This window comes from Streptomyces sp. NPDC002467 (assembly GCF_042889825.1).
Taxonomy (GTDB): domain Bacteria; phylum Actinomycetota; class Actinomycetes; order Streptomycetales; family Streptomycetaceae; genus Streptomyces.
On sequence record NZ_JBIARJ010000013.1, the window covers coordinates 104,167 to 122,044 of the forward strand.

Consider the following 17,878-nt stretch of genomic DNA (forward strand, 5'->3'; position numbering starts at 1 on the left):
GGCACTTCGGCGGATCCGCCAACGAATGCCTCGAACATGGCGGTTGGCCGTACAAGCGCGGCCCGGCTCGCCAAGATGGGTGCTCCGGGCAGCGGCGGAGCCCCGGCACCACGGCCGGCGACGACTTCCGCCGAGGACTTTTCTATGCCCGTCACAAGCGGCTGACCAGGGGCTTCGAGCATCCATGAACGCGTGAACGCCCATGAACGGTCCTTGAACGAGGAGTGTGAATGGCAGGAGTCGGAGGCAACCGCCCGAAGGGCCCGCAGCGCCCCGATCCGGCGGCGGCCCCACCCGAAAAACAGCCCTGGGCGGACCTCATGCTCGGGGTGTACGAGGAACTCTGGACGGCGCCGCCACCGGCGGCACGCCTCTCGGTCAACGCGATGGCCCGCAAGGCGCCCATGGCCTCCGGCACCGCCTCGGAGATCTTCTCCGGCAAGAGGGATCCGGACCTGAAGTACTTCCTCGCGCTGGTCCGGGTGCTCGGCGGGGACCCCGGCGCATGGGAGCCGCGCTGGCACCGCGCCGCGGCCCGGGCGGCGGCGATCGAGGCCGGGGAGCCGGTGTCGGACCCGCTGCCCTGGGTCGAGGGCGAAGCCCCCGGCGAGGCGGGCGAGGAGGAGGCGCGACCGCCCCTGTCCGGCCCCGGTACCGAGCTGCCCCGCTACCCGGTCCGCCGCTTCCTGCGGGCCGTCCTCGCGGGGCTGGCCGCGGTGTTCACCTTCCCGATGCGGCTGCGCAGGGACAAGGCCGCCGCGCGGATGCAGCGCCGACTGATCAAGGCGTTCATGGAACGGGCGGCCAAGGACTTCCGCCGTGCCGAGGCCCACCACTACATCGAACCGCGGTTCGTGATCCTGGAGGAGGCGGAGCCCGAGCCGGCCCCCGGAAGCCGACGGCGGGCCAGGAGCGTGCGGCGGACCGCGCCCGAGCGGGTCGCCACCGACGAGCGCGACGTCCGCACGCTGTACGGGGCCAGGGACGAACTGGTCGTGCTGGGCAAGCCCGGCATGGGCAAGACCACGCAACTCGCGCGGCTCGCCCACCGGCTGGCCGAGGAGGCCCTGGCCGGCGGCGACGGTACCGACCCCGCCCACATCCCGGTCTACCTGCGCCTCTACAGCTACCGCGGCGAAGCCGTCGAGGACTGGCTCGCCGCCGAGATGAGCAGGATCCAGGGCGTCTCGACGGTCCTCGTACGCAGCTGGCTGGAGCAGCACCTGCTGCTCCCGGTGCTGGACGGCCTGGACGAGGTCCCGAGGGTGCACTGGCGCAAGTGCGTCAAGGAGCTGCGGCGGCTGCGGGAGATCTGTCCGGGCATGGCCGTCGGCTGCCGCACGGACGAGGGGGATCTGCAACGGCTGGCCCAGAGCCTGCGCGCGCTGCGCTACGTCGAGGTCCAGCCGCCGGAGCCGGGACAGGTGGAGGCCTTCCTCAACGCCAACAGGGCGGCCCTCGCGGACGTGCGCGAGGCACTGGAGGAACGTCAGAGCCTGTGGCAGCTGCTCCGGTCGCCGATGATGCTCAACATCATCTGCGTCACCTACGCCAACCGGTCCGCGGACGACCTGCGCCTGGAGGGCAGCCTCGAAGACCGTCAGAGCCGGATCTTCGACGCCTACGTCGGGACCTGCCTGCGGCGCGAGCGCCCGCGGCCGGACGACGCCCCGCACCGGACGCTGACCTGGCTGACGTGGCTGGCCCGGACGCTCACCGAGCGCAAGGAGCAGGTCCTGTACCTGGACCGGCTGGACGTGAGCTGGCTGTCGCGCCGGGAGGCGATGCTCCCGAAGATCGTCCCGACCGTGGTCATGGCTGCCTGTTCCCTGGGGGTGCCCGTGCTGTGGCTGATGGCGGCGAACCGGGCCGGGTTGCTGCACGCCGACGTGCCGGCCGCCGTGGTCGTGGCCCTGGCCATGGTGGCCAACACCGCGACGCAGGCGTACAAGTCGGAGGAACACTTCCTGACGCTGCCGGAAGAGACGAAGGCCGGTGAGAAGCACCGCGGGGCCCTGGTGATCCCGATGGTGAACAACGGCTTGCCGATGATGATCATCCTGGCCCTGATGATGCTGACGGGCGTCAACCTGGCGTCGTCGGCGACGTTCGTGGTGGGTCTCGCCTACCTGTGGGTCAGCATCACCCAGTGGGAAGGCGCGCTCACCGACGTGTTCTCGCCCGTGGAGCAGTTGCGGTGGACCTGGCGCAGGAGCGAGCGGGCGATGTCGGACGGCGTCATCCCCGTGAAGCGCATGGCGCTGTCCGGCGCCATGTGGATGTCCATCGGGCTCCTGACCGGGCTCGTCGTCCACCTGGTCTGCCCGGAGCCGGGCTGGATCGCCCCCGTCGCGGCCTTCGTCCTGGGCACCTTCTACATCTTCGGCAACCAGTTCGAGCCCTCGATGCAGGACCGGCGCCCCCGCCCCAACGAGGGCATCCGCCGGACGGTCCGCTTCTCCCTGGTCCACGGGTTCGCGGGCCTGGCCGTGGCGGCCGCGTTCGTGACGACGCTCATCGCACTGGCCTCACCCGACCCGGACCTGCGCCGCGCGGCCTTCGTCGCGGGCCTGCTGGGCACGCTGTTCGCGGTGGTCCGCGGCTTCCGCTACGGGGGGCTGGCGGTCGTACGCCACTGGACGATCCGCGCGGTGCTCGCCCACCGGGGCCGCACCCCCTACCGCTACGGGCGCTTCCTGCACACCGCCGAGCAGCGCGTCCTGCTCTTCCGCACGGACAGCGGATACTTCTTCCCGCACAGCCTCGTCCAGCGCCATCTCGACACCACCGCCGAGAAGTTGCTGGAGCGCGTGGGCCCCTTGCCTTGAGCGCACTCGAAGCGTTTGTCTGGTGCCCATGAAGTACACGCAGCTCGGACGCACCGGACTCAAAGTCAGCCGACTCGTTCTCGGCACGATGAACTTCGGTCCCCAGACAGACGAACCGACGAGCCACTCGATCATGGACTCCGCGCTCGACGCGGGTCTGAACTTCTTCGACACCGCCAATGTGTACGGGTGGGGTGAGAACAAGGGCCGCACCGAGGAGATCATCGGCACCTGGTTCGCGCAGGGTGGTGGCCGGCGCGAGAAGACGGTCCTGGCCACCAAGGTCTACGGCTCCATGTCCCGTGAGGGCGAGACCTGGCCCAACGAGGACCGGCTGTCGGCGCTGAACATCCGCCGGGCCGTCGAGGCCAGCCTCAAGCGGCTCCAGACCGACCACATCGACGTCTACCAATTCCACCACGTCGACCGCCGGACCCCCTTCGAGGAGATCTGGCAGGCCGTCGACGTACTGATCCAGCAGGGCAAGATCCTGTACGCGGGCTCCTCCAACTTCCCCGGCTACAAGATCGCCCAGGCGAACGAGACGGCCGCCCGGCGCGGGATGCTCGGCCTGGTCACCGAGCAGTGCCTGTACAACCTCGCAGAGCGGCGTGCGGAGATGGAGGTCATCCCGGCGGCCCAGGAGTACGGCCTCGGGGTCATCCCGTGGTCGCCGCTGCACGGCGGCGTACTCGGCGGGGTCATCAAGAAGGAGGTCGAGGGCGGCCGCCGCGCCTCCGGGCGCTCCGCGGACGCGCTGGCCAACAGCTCGACACGGGCGCAGATCCAGGCGTACGAGGACCTGCTGGAGAAGCACGGCCTGGAGCCCGGCGAGACCGCCCTGGCCTGGCTGCTCACCCGACCGGGCGTGACGGGCCCGATCGTCGGCCCGCGCACCACGGAGCAGCTGCAGAGCTCGCTGAAGGCGCTGGAACTGGAGCTGGGCGAGGAGCTGCTGGCAGCCCTGGACGAGATCTTCCCCGGGCCGGGACCGTCGCCGGAGGCCTTCGCCTGGTGATCAGCGCGGGGCGTCAGGGGTCGTGGCGGGCGCGCCGGCGGTCACTGGCCGACGGCGGCTGCCACGGCCACGACGACGAACATCAGCACGAGCACACCGGCCATCACACGGTTTCTGGTTTTGGGATCCACCCGTCGAGCCTAACCGCTCCCCTCGGGTCGTCCTTCCAGGGGCCAGGCCGCGACGGTCTCGTAGCGGGGCTGCTCCCCGGGGATCCCGCTCGTGGGCAGGTTGCTGCGGACCAGGCTCAGCTCGGTGACCGACCAGGCGGTGCCCTCGAAGGAGGCGAGTCCGTCCAGGTAGGGCCGCAGGTCGTCGCCTGAGCCCTGCTCGGGGTGGTCGCGCCGGATGTCACGGCTGCGGCCGAGGGTGAGGTGCGGGGTGTACCGGTGGTGCCGTCCCATCGGCACCCCGGCCCGCCGGGCGGCGGCCTCGGCGCGCTCGGAGAGCATCCGCATCGCGTCGATGCCCCCGGCGGCCCCGACCCACAGCGCACGGTCCCCGAAGTGCCCGGCGCCGTGCAGGCGCAGGGGGAAGGGGGCCGTGCGGTGGGCGGCGCGTTCGAGGCGGGTGTGCAGTTCGGGGAGCACCTCGTCCCGTACCTCGCCGAGGAAGGCGAGCGTGAAGTGCCAGCCGGCCCGGCCGGTCCAGCGCAGCCGGTCGTCCCGGAGGTCCTGGAGCGCCTGAGCGAGCTCCTCCGCCGCGGAGGCCGGCGGCAGCACGGCGACGAACAGTCTCATGCCCCGAGCCTAGCGGCGCCGCCGGTCCGTTGGACCTGCCGCTGCCCGCTCCCGGGGCGGCGCCCCGGGCCCCCGCGCCTCGCCCGCCGCCGTGGCCGGGAGTGCCGCTGCGCGGCACCTGGGGCTCCGCCCCAGACCCGCTCCTCAAACGCCGGAGGGGCTGGGTTTCCCCTGACGGGGCTGGAATCGCCCTCCGGGCAAACCAGCCGCACCTGGCGGACGGCAGGAGCCGAATCCAGCCCCGCCGGCGTTTGAGGCGCGGGGGCTGGGGCGGAGCCCCCGACAGCGGCGCCGCGCACCCAGCCCCGCGAGGGGAGGGGCGGAGCCCCCGGGGCTACGCGGCCGCCACCAGTTCGCGGCGGTGCGTGGAGGGGACGAACGCCACCCCGTGGCGGGAGACGCTCAGCCGGAGGCCGCCCACACGGGCCAGGACCACCGCGATGGCGACGGACGCGGCCAGCGACACCGCCCCGCCCGCCGCCATGCCGACCTGCGCACCGTACGTGTCCGTGATCCAGCCCACGAGCGGCGCACCCACCGGCGTCCCGCCCGTGAACACCATCATGAACAGGGCCATGACCCGCCCCCGCATCTCCGGGTCGGTGGCCAGCTGCACGCTGGAGTTGGCCGTGACGTTGACCGTCAGCCCGAACAGTCCGATCGGCACCAGCAGCGCCGCGAACAGCCAGAACCCCGGCGCGAAGGCCGTCACGATCAGCAGGGCCGAGAAGAGGACGGCCGCTGCCGTCAGCAGCCGCAGCCGGGAGAGCCCCCGCCGGGCCGCGAGCAGCGCGCCCGCCAGGGAGCCGGCCGCGATCAGGGTGTTGAAGAGCCCGTACGTGCCCGCGTCCCCGTGGAAGACGTCGTCGACGAACGCCGAAAGCCAGATCGGGAAGTTGAACCCGAAGGTGCCGATGAAGCCGACGAGCACGATCGGCCAGATCAGCTCGGGCCGTCCGGCGACGTACCGCAGGCCCTCGCGCAGCTGCCCCTTCGTACGGGGCTGCGGCTCGACCGGGTGCAGTTCGTCCGTGCGCATCAGCAGCAGACCGACGACGGGGGCGGCGAAGGACAGTCCGTTCAGCAGGAAGGCCCAGCCGGAGCCGACGGCGGTGATCAGCACACCGGCGACCGCCGGGCCGACCAGCCGCGCGGACTGGAAGTTCGCAGAGTTCAGGCTGACGGCGTTGGCCAGCTGCTTCTTGCCGACCATCTCGGGGACGAACGTCTGACGCGCCGGGTTGTCCACGACGGTGACGAGTCCGAGCAGGAAGGCGGCGAGGTAGACGTGCCACACATGGACGTGTCCCGCCAGGGTGAGCGCGGCGAGCGCGATCCCGGTCAGGCCCATCGCGCTCTGGGTGGCGATCAGCAGCGGCCGCTTGGGCAGCCGGTCCGCGAGTACGCCTCCGTAGAGGCCGAACATCAGCATCGGCAGGAACTGCAGCGCGATGGTGATGCCGACGGCCGAGGCGGAGCCGGTCAGGGAGAGGACCAGCCAGTCCTGGGCGATGCGCTGCATCCAGGTGCCCGTGTTCGAGACGGCCTGGCCCGTGGCGAAGAGCCGGTAGTTCCGGATCCTCAGCGAGCTGAACATCGAGTTCTTCGAGTTCGTCGAGCTGTTGGAGCCGTTGCCCGCGCGTGCGTCGGCGGAGGTAGAGGGGGTGGATGTGTGGCCGGGTGCGGAGTCTGCTCCGTTTCCCGTACTCAAAAGCGTTCGCCTCCTGGCGTCGTCCTTATAGGTGCGCGAGCTTCTCCAGGACGGGTGCGGCCTCGCGCAGCTTGGCCCACTCCTCCTCGGTCAGCTCGGCCGCGAGCCCGGCCAGGAAGGCGTTGCGCTTGCGACGGCTCTCTTCGAGCATCGCCTCGGCCTCCTCGGTCTGGCGGACCACCTTCTGTCGGCGGTCGTCGGGGTGCGGCTCCAGCGTGACCAGGCCCTTGGCCTCCAGCAGCGCGACGATGCGGGTCATCGACGGCGGCTGCACGTGCTCGCGCCGCGCCAGCTCACCGGGGGTGGCCTGGCCGCAGCGGGCGAGGGTGCCGAGGACCGACATCTCGGTCGGGCTCAGCGACTCGTCGACGCGCTGGTGCTTGAGGCGCCGGCCCAGCCGCATGACGGCGGAGCGGAGATCGTTCACGGCGGCAGCGTCGTCGCCATGGGAAAGGTCACGCATGTCTTTAGAATAACTCATTACTCTCGCTAAAGAATACCGGGTTCCCCTCCCGTCCCTTCCACCACAGCGCGTCAGCCTTCACCAGGCCTCATCACTCGTAAGGGTGAGTGGGGCGCGGAAAGTGACACGCGTACACGCCCGCAGCCCCGACTCTTTCGGCATGGGGACACATGTGCTGAGCATGCGCATAGACGGGGAGCTCCTCGACAGGCTCCGGACTCATGCCGCCAAACGCGGAATGAGCGTCCAGGACTACGTGGTCCGGACGCTCATTCGCGATGACTTCGACGAGCGCTTCAAGGCGGCCGTCGACGAGACAGAGAAGTTCTACGGCCTTACGTAAGGCCCAGGGCGGGCATCGCGTAGTAGAAGACGAACACCGCCGACACGACGTACATGGGCATCGGGACCTCCCGGCCCCGGCCGGTCGCCAGCCGCAGCGCGCAGAAGCTCACGAAGCCGATGCCGATGCCGTTGGTGATCGAGTACGTGAAGGGCATCATCACCATGGCCAGGAAGGCCGGGACGGCGATGGTGAAGTCGCTCCAGTCGATGTCCTTGATCGAGCCCGCCAGGATCAGGAAGCCGACCGCCACCAGGGCGGGAGTGGCCGCCTGGGACGGGACCATCGTGGCGAGCGGGGTGAGGAACAGCGCCACGGCGAAGAGACCGCCCGTCACGACGTTCGCCAAACCCGTGCGGGCGCCCTCGCCGACACCGGCCGTGGACTCCACGAAGCAGGTGGTCGCGGAGGAGGAGGTCGCGCCGCCCGAGGCGACGGCCAGGCCGTCGACCAGCAGGACCCGGTTGATCCCGGGGAACTCGCCGGTCTTCTTGTCGATCAGCTTCGCCTCGTCGCCGACGCCGAGGATCGTGCCCATGGCGTCGAAGAAGCAGGACAGCAGCACGGTGAAGACGAACAGGACGCCCGTCAGCATCCCGACCTTGCCGAAGCCGCCGAACAGGCTGACCTGGCCGACGAGCCCGAAGTCGGGCGCCGCCACCGGGTTGCCCGGCCACTCGGGGACGGTCAGGCCCCAGCCGGAGTCCGGGAGTCCCACGATCAGCTGGACGGCGACCGCGACGACGGTCATGGCCACGATGGAGATCAGGATCGCGCCGGGCGTCCTGCGGATCAGCAGCGCGAGGGTGAGCAGCACGCCGACCGCGAAGATCAGGACGGGCCAGCCGTGCAGGTGGCCGCCGGTGCCGAGCTGGAGCGGGACCGTGGTGTGCGCGGCGTCCGGGATGCGGGTGACGAAACCGGAGTCGACCAGGCCGATCAGCATGATGAACAGGCCGATGCCGATGGCGATGCCCTTGCGCAGGCCGAGCGGGACGGCGTTCATGACCCGCTCGCGCAGGCCGGTCGCGACCAGCAGCATCACGACGAAGCCGGCCAGGACCACCATGCCCATGGCGTCGGGCCAGCTCATGCGCGGGGCGAGCTGGAGGGCGACGACCGTGTTGACGCCGAGGCCGGCGGCCAGCGCGATCGGCACGTTGCCGATGACGCCCATGAGGAGGGTGGTGAAGGCCGCCGTCAGGACGGTGGCCGTGACGAGCTGCCCGCTGTCGAGCTGGTGCCCGTACATGTCCTTGGCGCTGCCGAGGATGATCGGGTTCAGCACGATGATGTAGGCCATCGCGAAGAAGGTGGCGAAGCCGCCGCGGATCTCGCGGCCGATCGTCGAGCCGCGCTCGGAGATCTTGAAGTAGCGGTCCATGGCGCCAGAGGGTTCCTGGGAGGAGGGCTCCGGACGGATGGCTTCGGGGGCGGGGGCCGAGGTGCTCATACGGTCCTCAAATGGGGGTTCATACGAAGAAAATGGGCCTGGCCCAAACCGTTTCAGTATGAACACATGAACGAAGGGGCGTCCATCTCCGCGCGTAGACCCCGAATCGCGGCGCCTAGACTTGGCGCATGGCGAAATGGACTCCGAAGCACGAGGCGCCCGAGCCCCTGGAGGGACCGGTCGTCGCGACCATCGTGGGCGGCACGATCATCTGGTTCGCCATGTTCCTCGCCCAGCTCCCCTTCTACGGCTGGTTCGCCGACCGGGACCTGCTGTGGTGGGTCTGGACCTGCGCCGCCGGCGGCTTCCTCGGCCTGATCGGCATCTGGTACGTCCGGGGCCGCGACGCCGCACTCAAGCGCCACGCGGCGGAGGCTGCTGCGCGGGCCGAGCAGGGGTAAATCCAGCCCCGCCGGCGTTTGAGGCGCGGGGTCCGGGGCGGAGCCCCGTGAAGCGGACCGGCATCCGGTCGCGCTCCATGGCTACCAACGGACGATTCGGGTCATCCCGAAGTCGGATCTTCGCACCGCTCGGCGGGTAAAGCGTTCGAACCACGCTTAACGTCGAAACCATGACGCAGCGGGCGAGGATCGACCATGACGGGCCGGAGCCGGGCGACGCCGCAGGCGGGGGCGGCGGGGCCGCCATCGACGCGGGCGCCGAGCTCGACCCCGTACACCCCGTGCGTCCGCCGGCGCCCCGGTTCAAGCCCGCCGGACTGACCACCGCCGAGGTCGCCGAGCGCGTCGCGCGCGGCGACGTCAACGACGTCCCCGTCCGCAGCAGCCGCTCCACCGCCGACATCGTCCGCGCGAACGTCTTCACCCGCTTCAACGCCATCATCGGCGTCCTCTGGGTGATCATGTTCATCGTCGCGCCGATCCAGGACACCCTCTTCGGCTTCGTGATCATCGCGAACACCGGCATCGGCATCATCCAGGAACTGCGCGCCAAGAAGACCCTCGACGGGCTCGCCGTCATCGGCGAGGCCAAACCCAGCGTCCGCCGCGACGGCCGCACCGCCGAGATCTCCACCTCCGAGATCGTCCTCGGCGACGTCATCGAACTCGGCCCCGGCGACAAGGTCGTCGTCGACGGCTCCGTCGGCGAGGCCGAGAGCCTGGAGATCGACGAGTCCCTGCTCACCGGCGAGGCCGACCCCGTCCTGAAGAAGCCCGGCGACCCGGTCATGTCCGGCTCCTTCGTCGTCGCCGGCGGCGGCGCCTTCACCGCCACCAAGGTCGGCCGCGAGGCTTACGCCGCCCAGCTGGCCGAAGAGGCCTCGCGCTTCACGCTCGTCCACTCCGAGTTGCGCTCCGGCATCTCCACCATCCTCAAGTACGTCACCTGGATGATGATCCCGACCTCGATCGGCCTGATCATCAGCCAGCTCGCCGGCAAGGACTCCAACCTCAAGGACGCCATCGCCCGCACCGTCGGCGGCATCGTCCCGATGATCCCCGAAGGGCTCGTCCTCCTCACCTCCGTCGCCTTCGCCATCGGCGTCATCCGCCTCGGCCGCAAGCAGTGCCTGGTCCAGGAACTCCCCGCCATCGAGGGCCTCGCCCGCGTGAACGTGGTCTGCCTCGACAAGACCGGCACCCTCACCGAGGGCGGCATGGACGTCACCGAGCTGCGTCCCCTCGGCGGAGCGGACCCCTCGTACGTCAAGAAGGTGCTCGGCGCCCTCGGCGAGTCCGACCCCCGCCCCAACGCCAGCCTCCAGGCGATCATCGACGCGTACCCGGACAGCGCGGAGTGGCGCTGCACCGAGTCGCTGCCCTTCTCCTCGGCCCGCAAGTACAGCGGCGCCAGCTTCAGCGAGGGCGACGGCGAGAACAACACCTGGCTGCTCGGCGCGCCCGACGTACTGCTGCCGGCCGGGGACCCGGCGCTCGACGAGATCAACGACCTCAACGAACAGGGCCTACGGGTCCTCCTCCTGGCCCGCTCCGCCCGCGAACTCGACGACCAGGCCGTGGCCACCGGGGTGCGGCCGACGGCCCTGGTCGTCCTGGAGCAGCGGCTGCGGCCCGACGCCGCCGACACCCTGCGCTACTTCGAGGACCAGGACGTCAAGGCCAAGGTCATCTCCGGTGACAACGCGGTCTCCGTCAGCGCGGTCGCCGGGAAGCTGGGGCTGCCGGGCGCCGAGAACACCGTCGACGCCCGCAGGCTCCCCACCGAGCAGGCCGACATGGCCGCGGTCCTGGACGAGAACACGGTCTTCGGGCGCGTCACCCCGCAGCAGAAGCGCGACATGGTCGCCGCCCTCCAGTCCAAGGGGCACACGGTCGCCATGACGGGCGACGGCGTCAACGACGTGCTGGCCCTCAAGGACGCCGACATCGGCGTCGCCATGGGCTCGGGCTCCGAGGCCACCCGAGCGGTCGCCCAGATCGTGCTCCTGAACAACAGCTTCTCGACGCTCCCCTCGGTGGTGGCCGAGGGCCGCAGGGTCATCGGCAACATCACCCGCGTCGCGACCCTCTTCCTGACGAAGACCGTCTACTCGGTCCTCCTCGCCATCCTGGTGGTCTGCTCCCGGGTCGAGTACCCCTTCCTGCCCCGCCACCTGACCCTGCTGTCCACGCTCACCATCGGCATCCCGGCCTTCTTCCTGGCCCTGGCCCCCAACAAGGAACGCGCGAAACCGCACTTCGTGCGGCGCGTGATGCGGTACGCGATCCCCGGCGGCGTGATCGCGGGCACGGCCACCTTCGTGTCGTACCTGATCGCCCGCGCGTACTACACGGGCCCCGACTCCCTCAACGCGGAGACCAGCGCCGCCACCCTGACCCTCTTCCTCACCTCGATGTGGGTCCTGGCGATCATCGCCCGCCCCTACACCTGGTGGCGGGTCGCCCTGGTCGGTGCGATGGGCGGCGCCTTCCTGATCGTCCTCGTCGTGCCGTGGCTCCAGGACTTCTTCCAACTGAAGCTGGTGGGCACCACGATGCCCTGGATCGCCGTGGCCATCGCGGCGGCGGCGGCCACCCTGATCGAATTCACCTTCCGCTGGGTGAACCGCCGCTTTCCCGCCTAGGGCCCGTCTTTCGGATCAGGCCGGGCTCGCGGGGCCTGGGGCCCGTCAGTCGAACCAGCGGTCGCGGGCCAGCTCCGACGTGCGGGACGGGTCCTCCAGGAGGGCCGCCACCTCGAAGCGGCGGGGCCACTGGCCCGCCGACCAGGCGAGGCCGGCCGCCACGCCCTCCAGGGTGGCGGCGTGGAGGGTGCCGTCGGGGGTGCGGCGCCAGTCGAGTTCGGTGCCGCCCGCGATCAGTTCCTCGTGTTCGAGGTACGTCAGCGGGGTGGCGGGGCCGAGGAGGACGCGGACCGAGTCGGGTACGTCGTGCTCCTCGCCCGGGGTCGTGACCTCCGCCGGGACCGTCTCCGAGAGGCGGCGGACCTGGAGGAGGTCCGCGAGGTCGGCGGCCCGGGACGGGGGGACGGGCAGGAGGGGCAGGCCCGTCGTCAGGGGGAGGAGGTCGGGGGCGTCGGCGATGACCGCGTCGGCCGCGTCCACCACCGTGACCTCGCCGTCCACCACCGCGCGCAGCTCGTCCGGGAGCGTGACCTGCTCGGGGTCCAGGTCGGCCAGCGCCCCGTACAGGCCGTGCAGCTGGCGGCCCGTCACCTCGCGGTCCGGGTCGGCCAGGCGGCCCAGGAGCTCGGCCGCGCCGCCCGGCTCGTCGAGGAGGGCCGGGACCGTGGTGCGTACGCCGAGGGCGCGCAGGACCTGCTCGTCCTCGAAGCCGGTGGCGTCCGCCGAGGTGTACAGGCCGTCCAGGAGCGGGTCTCCGCCCGCCGCGCGCAGGCCCGCCGGACGGCGGCCGTCGAGCACCGGGTGGTCGCGCAGCCACCACGCGGTGTACGGGCGCACCGACTGGGTGGTGCCGTCCGGGAGGAGGACGCGCACGGGCTGCGTGAGGGCGTCCCGGAGCGGGGGCTGCGCGAGCATCGCCAGGGCCTGGGGCCAGCAGTCGTCGTCGACCAGGTCGAGGTCGCGGACGGCGACGAGTTCCGTGGCCACCGGGGGGACGGGCAGGTCGGGGAGCTGGTCGAGGAGGTCCTCGCACCACACGTCGACCGCGTCCAGCAGCCCCGCGTCGTCGGGCTCGGCGAAGTCGCCCTCGCGCGGCTCCAGTTCGTCCGGGTCGAGGACCACGTCGGTGGCGCGGACCAGCTGGAACGTGGCGAGGACCCCGCAGGCGGTGAGGGTGCCCGCGTCCCAGCGGGCGGCGAGGTCGGCGTCCACGTACGGGACCTCGTCCTCGCGGATCACGGAGGCCAACGGGCTTCCCGGCAGGAGCAGTTCGCCCGCCGGGGTCAGCTCGCCGTCCTCGTCGGGCAGGGCCAGCGCGCCCAGCCAGGGCTCGTCGCCGGGGGACAGTTCGGCGTCGCGGACCAGCGTCAGGACGATCTCGGCGAGTTCGTCGGCGTCCGGGGTGTCCGCGTCCTCGTCCCAGATCTCGCCCGCGTCCAGGGAGGCCGCGACGGCCGCCCGTACCTGCGGGGTCGTCAGCACGGCCCGCGCCGTCGCCGGGAGCGCGCCGAGCTTCTCCAGCAGCGGGTGCGCCGCGTCCGGGTGGGCCACCTTCAGGCCGAGGCGGGCCAGGTCGGCCGGGGTGTCCGCGTACGGCAGCAGGACGTGGCGCGGGCCGATCGTCGTACGGCCGTCGGCGAGCGGCACGGGCAGCCCGGACAGCCGGTCCGGGTCGACGCCGGCGAGGCTGTCGTAGAGCCGGTGCCACCACTCGGGGGTCCGCTCGATGCCCGCGATCCGCTCGATGGCGTCGCCGAGCGGCAGCCGGCCCACGCCCAGGGTGCGCAGTTCGGGGCGGCGCTCCAGGCCCGCCGGGAGCAGCGTCGGCAGCACCTCCGCGAGGACGCGGACGGTGTCGGCGCCCGCGCCCTCCACCACCTCGGCCTCGAAGGGACGCAGCGCCGACAGCTCCTCGGAGGGGGCCGCCGGGGCGAGGAACGCGGTGCGGGGGAGCCGCTTCAGGACGGCCGCGCGCAGGGCCCCGTCGAGCTCGCCCTTGCCGAGCGGCCCCGGTACGAGGTCCACGAGCGCGGGGCTCACCGGCTCCCACCCGCCGAGGAGTTCGGCGTACGCGTCCGCCGCGCGCTCCACGAGGAAGTCGGTCAGAGGTCCCGGCGCGGGGTGCCGGCGGGTGGTGTCCAGCGGCAGGGTCGCGATGAGCAGGGCGGGGATGCCGAGCGGCTCGTCGGTCGGGGTCGGCGCGTGCACGACCGGAGCGGTGGCGGGGCGCACCGGGGCGCCCTCGGCGTCGACGGGCACCGCCCAGGACACCGCCCAGGCCGGTCGCAGCCGCTCCTCCACGGGCCGGTCGGCGAGCAGGGCCCGCTCGATGGGGCCGCCGTGGCGGACGGTGCGCCAGCGGTTGGTGCCGGTGAGGGAGTCCTCGATGACGGTGTACGGGCCCTCGTCGCGGCGGTACAGGGTGCGGGTGCCCCCGGCGGGCGTGTCCACGACGACCTCGCGCAGCCCCGGCAGGGTCAGCAGCAGGGCGTCGTCGATGCCGGCCAGCAGCCGTTCGGCGAGGTCCTCGGCCGCGGTGTCGCGCAGCGGGAGGACGACGACGGTGTCGTAGCCCTCGGGCGCGGTGCCCTCGGCGGGCAGCGGGAGGCGCAGCAGCGGGACGTGCCCGTCGCGGCGGCGCAGCTCGTCACCGAGGCCGGGGCTGCCGACGGCGGCGCCCCGGGCCAGTTCGCGGGCCTCGGCCAGGGACCAGCGGACCCCGCCGTGCCGGCCCAGCACCGCGGGCTCGTCGCAGACGGCCAGTACGGCGGCGAAGCCGACGCCGAAGCGGCCGACGCTGTCGTGCGCGGGCTCCCGCTTCGCGGAGGCGCGCAGGGTGGACAGCGATTCCACGCCCGTCGCGTCCAGCGGGGCACCGGTGTTGGCGACGGCCAGCACGGCGGGCCCGTGCTCGCCCTCTCCCGGGTGCAGGGTCAGCCGCAGCCGGCCCGGCACCCCGGCCCGAGCGGCGGCGTCGGCCGCGTTCTGCGCCAGCTCGACGACGAGCCGGTCGCGGTAGCCGCCGAGCGCGAGGTCCTCCTCGGCGTTGGCGTCCTCACGGAACCGGGCCGGACCCGCGCCCCACGCGTCGAGCACGCCGCGCCGCAGCCGGGCCGTGCCGAAGGGGTCCACGCCGCTCTGGGCCGCCGTCACTCGCACGCTCACGCCGCTGCCTCCAAGTCGCTTCCCGGGGGTGCTGACCGTGCCGACCCCGGAGCCCTGAAGGTATCGCGTACGGGGCTAGGCCTTGCCCGTGAGGTGGGCGAACACGACGAGGTCGGAGTCCCAGTGGCGGTCCTTCGTGAGGTCGCCGCCGCAGGTGATGACGCGGAGTTCGGCCTTGCCGTGGGTGTCGCCGTAGACCTTGTCGGTGGGGAAGGCGTCCTTCTTGAAGGTGTCGACCTCGTCGACGGCGAAGACGGCGGTGGTGCCGTCGGCCCGGTGCACGTCGATCTCCTCGCCCTTCTTCAGCCTCTTGAGGTCGAAGAAGACGGCCTTCGGGACCTGCGGGGTGTCCATGTGACCGACGACGGCCGCCGCGCCCGGCTCGCCGGGGGTGGGGCCTTCCTCGTACCAGGCCGCGTCCTTCGGCTTGGCGAAGTCGGGTTCCCGCATGACGCCCTGGGCGTCGAGGCCGACGGCGTCCAGTGGGGCGTCCACGCCGATGTCGGGGATCTTGATCCGGTCGGGGACGGAGGGCGGGAGGGAGGAGGCGGCGGTGGTGTGGGCCACGGGGTGGACTCCGGTGGCGGAACCGGTGGCGGAACCGTTCGTGGCCGCGCCCGCCGAGCAGCCGGAGACGAGGACCACGGCGAGGGTCGAGGCCCCCGCCAGGGCGGCCGCGCGGCGCGCGCGGCCGCCCCGGCGGGGGGTGGTGGCCGTGGCGGACTCAGGCATTGCCGGCCTCGGGAACGTAACCGACCGGGGCCTCGCCCGTGTTCACGGAGCCCTTGGGCGTCCTGTGCTCGCTCGGCTTGAGCGGCTGCGGCTTGGGCTGCGGCTTCACGTCGGGGGTGCTCCCGCCCTCGGTGGAGAACTTCACGGTGTCGAACTTCTTGCCGCCCGCGTACGCGTCGACGCCGTAGTAGCCGGTCTTGACGTCCTTGGCGACGACGGCGGTGCCGGTCCAGGTGCCGTGGCCGTCGCTCTTGAGGTCGACCCGTCCGCCGGCGAAGGCGCCCGACTGCACGGAGGCGTTCTTCTCGCCGGTCTTCACGGTGACGACGACCTTGTCGCCGGGGCGGCCGTGGTCGGTGGACAGGCTCAGGGTGGAGGGCGCCGGGGTCGGCTTGCCGCCCTTCTGGACGGTCAGTTGGGCCGTGGCCTGGAGCTTGGCGCCGTCGGGGCCGGTACCGGTCAGGGAGACGCCGTAGGTGCCGTCCGGGACGTCGGCGACGACGGCGGTGCCGCCGCGGCCCTCGGTCATCTTCACGTCGGCGAGGGCCTTGGAGGAGACGGACAGGTTGGTGGAGCCGTCCGGCACCTCCATCCGGAAGCCGACGGAGGCGCCGGGCTTCGCCGTCGACTCCGACAGCTTCAGACCTGCGGCGTCCTCGTGGACGGCCGTGCCGATGGTGGCGAGGGGCGCGACGGGGGAGGGTGCATCGGCGGCGAATGCGGTGGCGGCGCTGCCGAGGGCCATCGAGGAGGCGAGGGCGATGCTCGCGATGGTGAGTGCCTTGTGCATGGGATTCCTCCTGAACGGGCCGGGGTTGTTTCCCGGCACACCAGACATGAGGGACATCCTGGGCGCTCGGTTGCAGTGGCGGTTGGGGGTCGGAGGGGGGCCGCCGAAGGTCCCGAGCGGCATATCCGCAGGCCGCGCGGGGCGTGAAGATCTTCCTTTTAAGTACTCTTTGCCCCGATTTTTGGGACGAAGGTCCCGGAAGCGGACACGGAAACGACGAAGCCCCCGGCGACCGTTCGGTCGCCGGGGGCCCCGTAAGGCTCACCGGATCAGAGCTGCTCGATGACGTAGTCGATGCACGCGGTCAGCGCCTGCACGTCCGCCGGGTCGATCGCCGGGAACATCGCGATGCGGAGCTGGTTGCGGCCGAGCTTGCGGTACGGCTCGGTGTCCACGATCCCGTTGGCGCGCAGCACCTTCGCGACGGCCGCCGCGTCGATGTCGTCCGAGAAGTCGATCGTGCCGATGACGGCCGAGCGCTTGTCGGCGTCCGCGACGAACGGGCTCGCGTACTTCGAGGCCTCCGCCCAGCCGTACAGGTTGCGCGCGCTGGCTGCCGTACGACCGGTGGTGAACTCCAGACCGCCCTGCGCGTTCATCCACTCCAGCTGCTGGTCCAGCAGGAAGAGGGTGGAGAGCGCCGGGGTGTTGTACGTCTGGTTCTTCAGCGAGTTGTCGATCGCCGTCGGCAGGGAGAAGAACTCCGGGATGTGCCGGCCCGACGCGTGGACGCGGGCGGCGCGCTCCAGGGCGGCCGGGGAGAACGCGGCCAGCCACAGGCCGCCGTCCGAGGCGAAGGACTTCTGCGGGGCGAAGTAGTAGACGTCGGTCTCGGTGATGTCCACCGGCAGACCGCCCGCACCGGAGGTCGCGTCCACCAGGACGAGCGAACCGGCGTCGGCGCCCGCGACGCGCTTGATCGGCGCCGCGACACCCGTCGAGGTCTCGTTGTGCGTGTACGCGTACACGTCCACGCCCGCCTCGGCGACCGGCTCGGGGTGCGTGCCCGGCTCGGAGGAGATCACCGAGGGCTCGTCCAGCCACGGCGCGAGCTTCGCGGCCTTGGCGAACTTGGAGGAGAACTCGCCGAAGGTGAGGTGCTGGGACTTCTGCTCGATCAGACCGGCGGTCGCGATGTCCCAGAAGGCGGTGGAGCCGCCGTTGCCCAGGATCACCTCATAGCCCTCGGGGAGGGAGAAGAGGTCCCGGAGGCCCTGGCGCACCGAGCCGACCAGGTTCTTGACCGGGGCCTGGCGGTGGGAGGTTCCGAGCAGGGAGGTACCGGTGGCGGCGAGGGCGTCCAGCGCCTCGGTCCGCACCTTGGAGGGGCCCGCGCCGAAGCGTCCGTCGGCGGGCTTGATGTCAGCGGGAATCTGGATCTCAGCCACGGGCGGAGCGTATCGGGTCCAGGTGGGCGCCATTGCGCCGCGTCCACCCGGTGAGACGCCGTGGCGGACACCCGGCGGGCGTCCGGCGGGCGTCCGGCGGCGATTGGCGGGGGTATGGCGGGGTTACGGCATGCCCACCGGGCGACTACGGCAAGTGAACGTCACACCGGACCGTAACCGCTCACCGAACACCTGTAAGGA

13 protein-coding genes are annotated in these 17,878 nt (G+C 71.8%); 5 read left to right on the forward strand and 8 right to left on the reverse strand.

The window, feature by feature from the left end; translation table 11 throughout:
• Positions 1 to 230 precede the first annotated feature (230 nt).
• Together ACFYYJ_RS25735 and ACFYYJ_RS25740 are read left to right on the forward strand one after the other, a co-directional pair.
• Positions 231 to 2,828: an NACHT domain-containing protein gene (locus ACFYYJ_RS25735; protein ID WP_389135774.1), complete on the forward strand. Its 2,598-nt coding sequence runs from the start codon at positions 231 to 233 to the stop codon at positions 2,826 to 2,828.
• Between the two features lie 28 nt (positions 2,829 to 2,856).
• Positions 2,857 to 3,846, forward strand: coding sequence for an aldo/keto reductase (locus ACFYYJ_RS25740; protein WP_385362404.1), 990 nt, complete (start codon positions 2,857 to 2,859; stop codon positions 3,844 to 3,846).
• A gap of 140 nt (positions 3,847 to 3,986) precedes the next feature.
• On the opposite strand, the gene thpR is transcribed toward ACFYYJ_RS25740, so the two are convergent.
• From thpR to ACFYYJ_RS25755, 3 genes are all read right to left on the reverse strand, one after another.
• On the reverse strand, positions 3,987 to 4,586 hold the full coding sequence (gene thpR, locus ACFYYJ_RS25745) for an RNA 2',3'-cyclic phosphodiesterase (RefSeq protein ID WP_385133593.1): 600 nt from the start codon (positions 4,584 to 4,586) through the stop codon (positions 3,987 to 3,989).
• Positions 4,587 to 4,920: 334 nt separating this feature from the next.
• A complete protein-coding gene (locus ACFYYJ_RS25750) occupies positions 4,921 to 6,297 on the reverse strand; it encodes an MFS transporter (RefSeq protein WP_389135778.1) in 1,377 nt (458 codons plus the stop codon).
• A 25-nt stretch (positions 6,298 to 6,322) separates the two neighbouring features.
• Positions 6,323 to 6,760 carry a MarR family transcriptional regulator gene (locus ACFYYJ_RS25755; RefSeq protein ID WP_329381216.1) on the reverse strand — a complete coding sequence of 146 codons (438 nt, stop codon included), beginning with the start codon at positions 6,758 to 6,760 and terminating at the stop codon, positions 6,323 to 6,325.
• A gap of 160 nt (positions 6,761 to 6,920) precedes the next feature.
• On the opposite strand from ACFYYJ_RS25755, the gene ACFYYJ_RS25760 reads away from it, so the two are divergent.
• Positions 6,921 to 7,103 (forward strand): hypothetical protein, encoded by a 183-nt coding sequence (locus tag ACFYYJ_RS25760; RefSeq protein ID WP_030156886.1) that lies wholly within the window; start codon positions 6,921 to 6,923, stop codon positions 7,101 to 7,103.
• Here the strand turns inward: ACFYYJ_RS25760 and ACFYYJ_RS25765 are convergent.
• The gene (locus tag ACFYYJ_RS25765) at positions 7,096 to 8,556 is read right to left on the reverse strand and encodes an NCS2 family permease (protein ID WP_389135783.1); all 1,461 of its coding nucleotides are present in this window, start codon (positions 8,554 to 8,556) and stop codon (positions 7,096 to 7,098) included. The two genes, ACFYYJ_RS25760 and ACFYYJ_RS25765, sit on opposite strands and share 8 nt — an antisense overlap.
• A 128-nt stretch (positions 8,557 to 8,684) precedes the next feature.
• On the opposite strand from ACFYYJ_RS25765, the gene ACFYYJ_RS25770 reads away from it, so the two are divergent.
• Positions 8,685 to 8,957 carry a DUF2530 domain-containing protein gene (locus ACFYYJ_RS25770; RefSeq protein ID WP_389135786.1) on the forward strand — a complete coding sequence of 91 codons (273 nt, stop codon included), beginning with the start codon at positions 8,685 to 8,687 and terminating at the stop codon, positions 8,955 to 8,957.
• Between the two features lie 170 nt (positions 8,958 to 9,127).
• On the forward strand, positions 9,128 to 11,602 hold the full coding sequence (locus ACFYYJ_RS25775) for an HAD-IC family P-type ATPase (RefSeq protein WP_389135789.1): 2,475 nt from the start codon (positions 9,128 to 9,130) through the stop codon (positions 11,600 to 11,602).
• A gap of 45 nt (positions 11,603 to 11,647) precedes the next feature.
• Here ACFYYJ_RS25775 and ACFYYJ_RS25780 read toward each other — a convergent pair whose 3' ends face one another.
• The 4 genes from ACFYYJ_RS25780 to serC form a co-directional block, all read right to left on the reverse strand.
• Entirely contained in the window at positions 11,648 to 14,767 is a 3,120-nt protein-coding gene (locus tag ACFYYJ_RS25780) for a sacsin N-terminal ATP-binding-like domain-containing protein (protein WP_389135791.1), read from the reverse strand.
• 75 nt (positions 14,768 to 14,842) lie between these two features.
• Positions 14,843 to 15,499: a class F sortase gene (locus ACFYYJ_RS25785; RefSeq protein ID WP_389135794.1), complete on the reverse strand. Its 657-nt coding sequence runs from the start codon at positions 15,497 to 15,499 to the stop codon at positions 14,843 to 14,845.
• Positions 15,492 to 16,289, reverse strand: coding sequence for a hypothetical protein (locus ACFYYJ_RS25790; RefSeq protein WP_389135797.1), 798 nt, complete (start codon positions 16,287 to 16,289; stop codon positions 15,492 to 15,494). Before ACFYYJ_RS25790 ends, ACFYYJ_RS25785 begins: the two co-directional genes overlap by 8 nt.
• Before the next feature lie 269 nt (positions 16,290 to 16,558).
• Positions 16,559 to 17,677, reverse strand: a complete 1,119-nt coding sequence (serC, locus tag ACFYYJ_RS25795) for a phosphoserine transaminase (protein WP_385362418.1) — start codon at positions 17,675 to 17,677, stop codon at positions 16,559 to 16,561.
• Positions 17,678 to 17,878: the final 201 nt, after the last annotated feature.

Excerpts from the sequence above, each read along its gene's own strand:
- thpR (WP_385133593.1), bottom strand. The coding sequence starts at position 4,586 with ATGAGACTGTTCGTCGCCGTGCTGCCGCCGGCCTCCGCGGCGGAGGAG.
- ACFYYJ_RS25755 (WP_329381216.1), bottom strand. The coding sequence starts at position 6,760 with ATGCGTGACCTTTCCCATGGCGACGACGCTGCCGCCGTGAACGATCTC.
- ACFYYJ_RS25775 (WP_389135789.1), top strand. The coding sequence starts at position 9,128 with ATGACGCAGCGGGCGAGGATCGACCATGACGGGCCGGAGCCGGGCGAC.
- ACFYYJ_RS25765 (WP_389135783.1), bottom strand. The coding sequence starts at position 8,556 with ATGAGCACCTCGGCCCCCGCCCCCGAAGCCATCCGTCCGGAGCCCTCC.
- ACFYYJ_RS25770 (WP_389135786.1), top strand. The coding sequence starts at position 8,685 with ATGGCGAAATGGACTCCGAAGCACGAGGCGCCCGAGCCCCTGGAGGGA.
- ACFYYJ_RS25785 (WP_389135794.1), bottom strand. The coding sequence starts at position 15,499 with ATGCCTGAGTCCGCCACGGCCACCACCCCCCGCCGGGGCGGCCGCGCG.
- ACFYYJ_RS25735 (WP_389135774.1), top strand. The coding sequence starts at position 231 with ATGGCAGGAGTCGGAGGCAACCGCCCGAAGGGCCCGCAGCGCCCCGAT.
- ACFYYJ_RS25760 (WP_030156886.1), top strand. The coding sequence starts at position 6,921 with ATGGGGACACATGTGCTGAGCATGCGCATAGACGGGGAGCTCCTCGAC.
- ACFYYJ_RS25740 (WP_385362404.1), top strand. The coding sequence starts at position 2,857 with ATGAAGTACACGCAGCTCGGACGCACCGGACTCAAAGTCAGCCGACTC.
- ACFYYJ_RS25790 (WP_389135797.1), bottom strand. The coding sequence starts at position 16,289 with ATGCACAAGGCACTCACCATCGCGAGCATCGCCCTCGCCTCCTCGATG.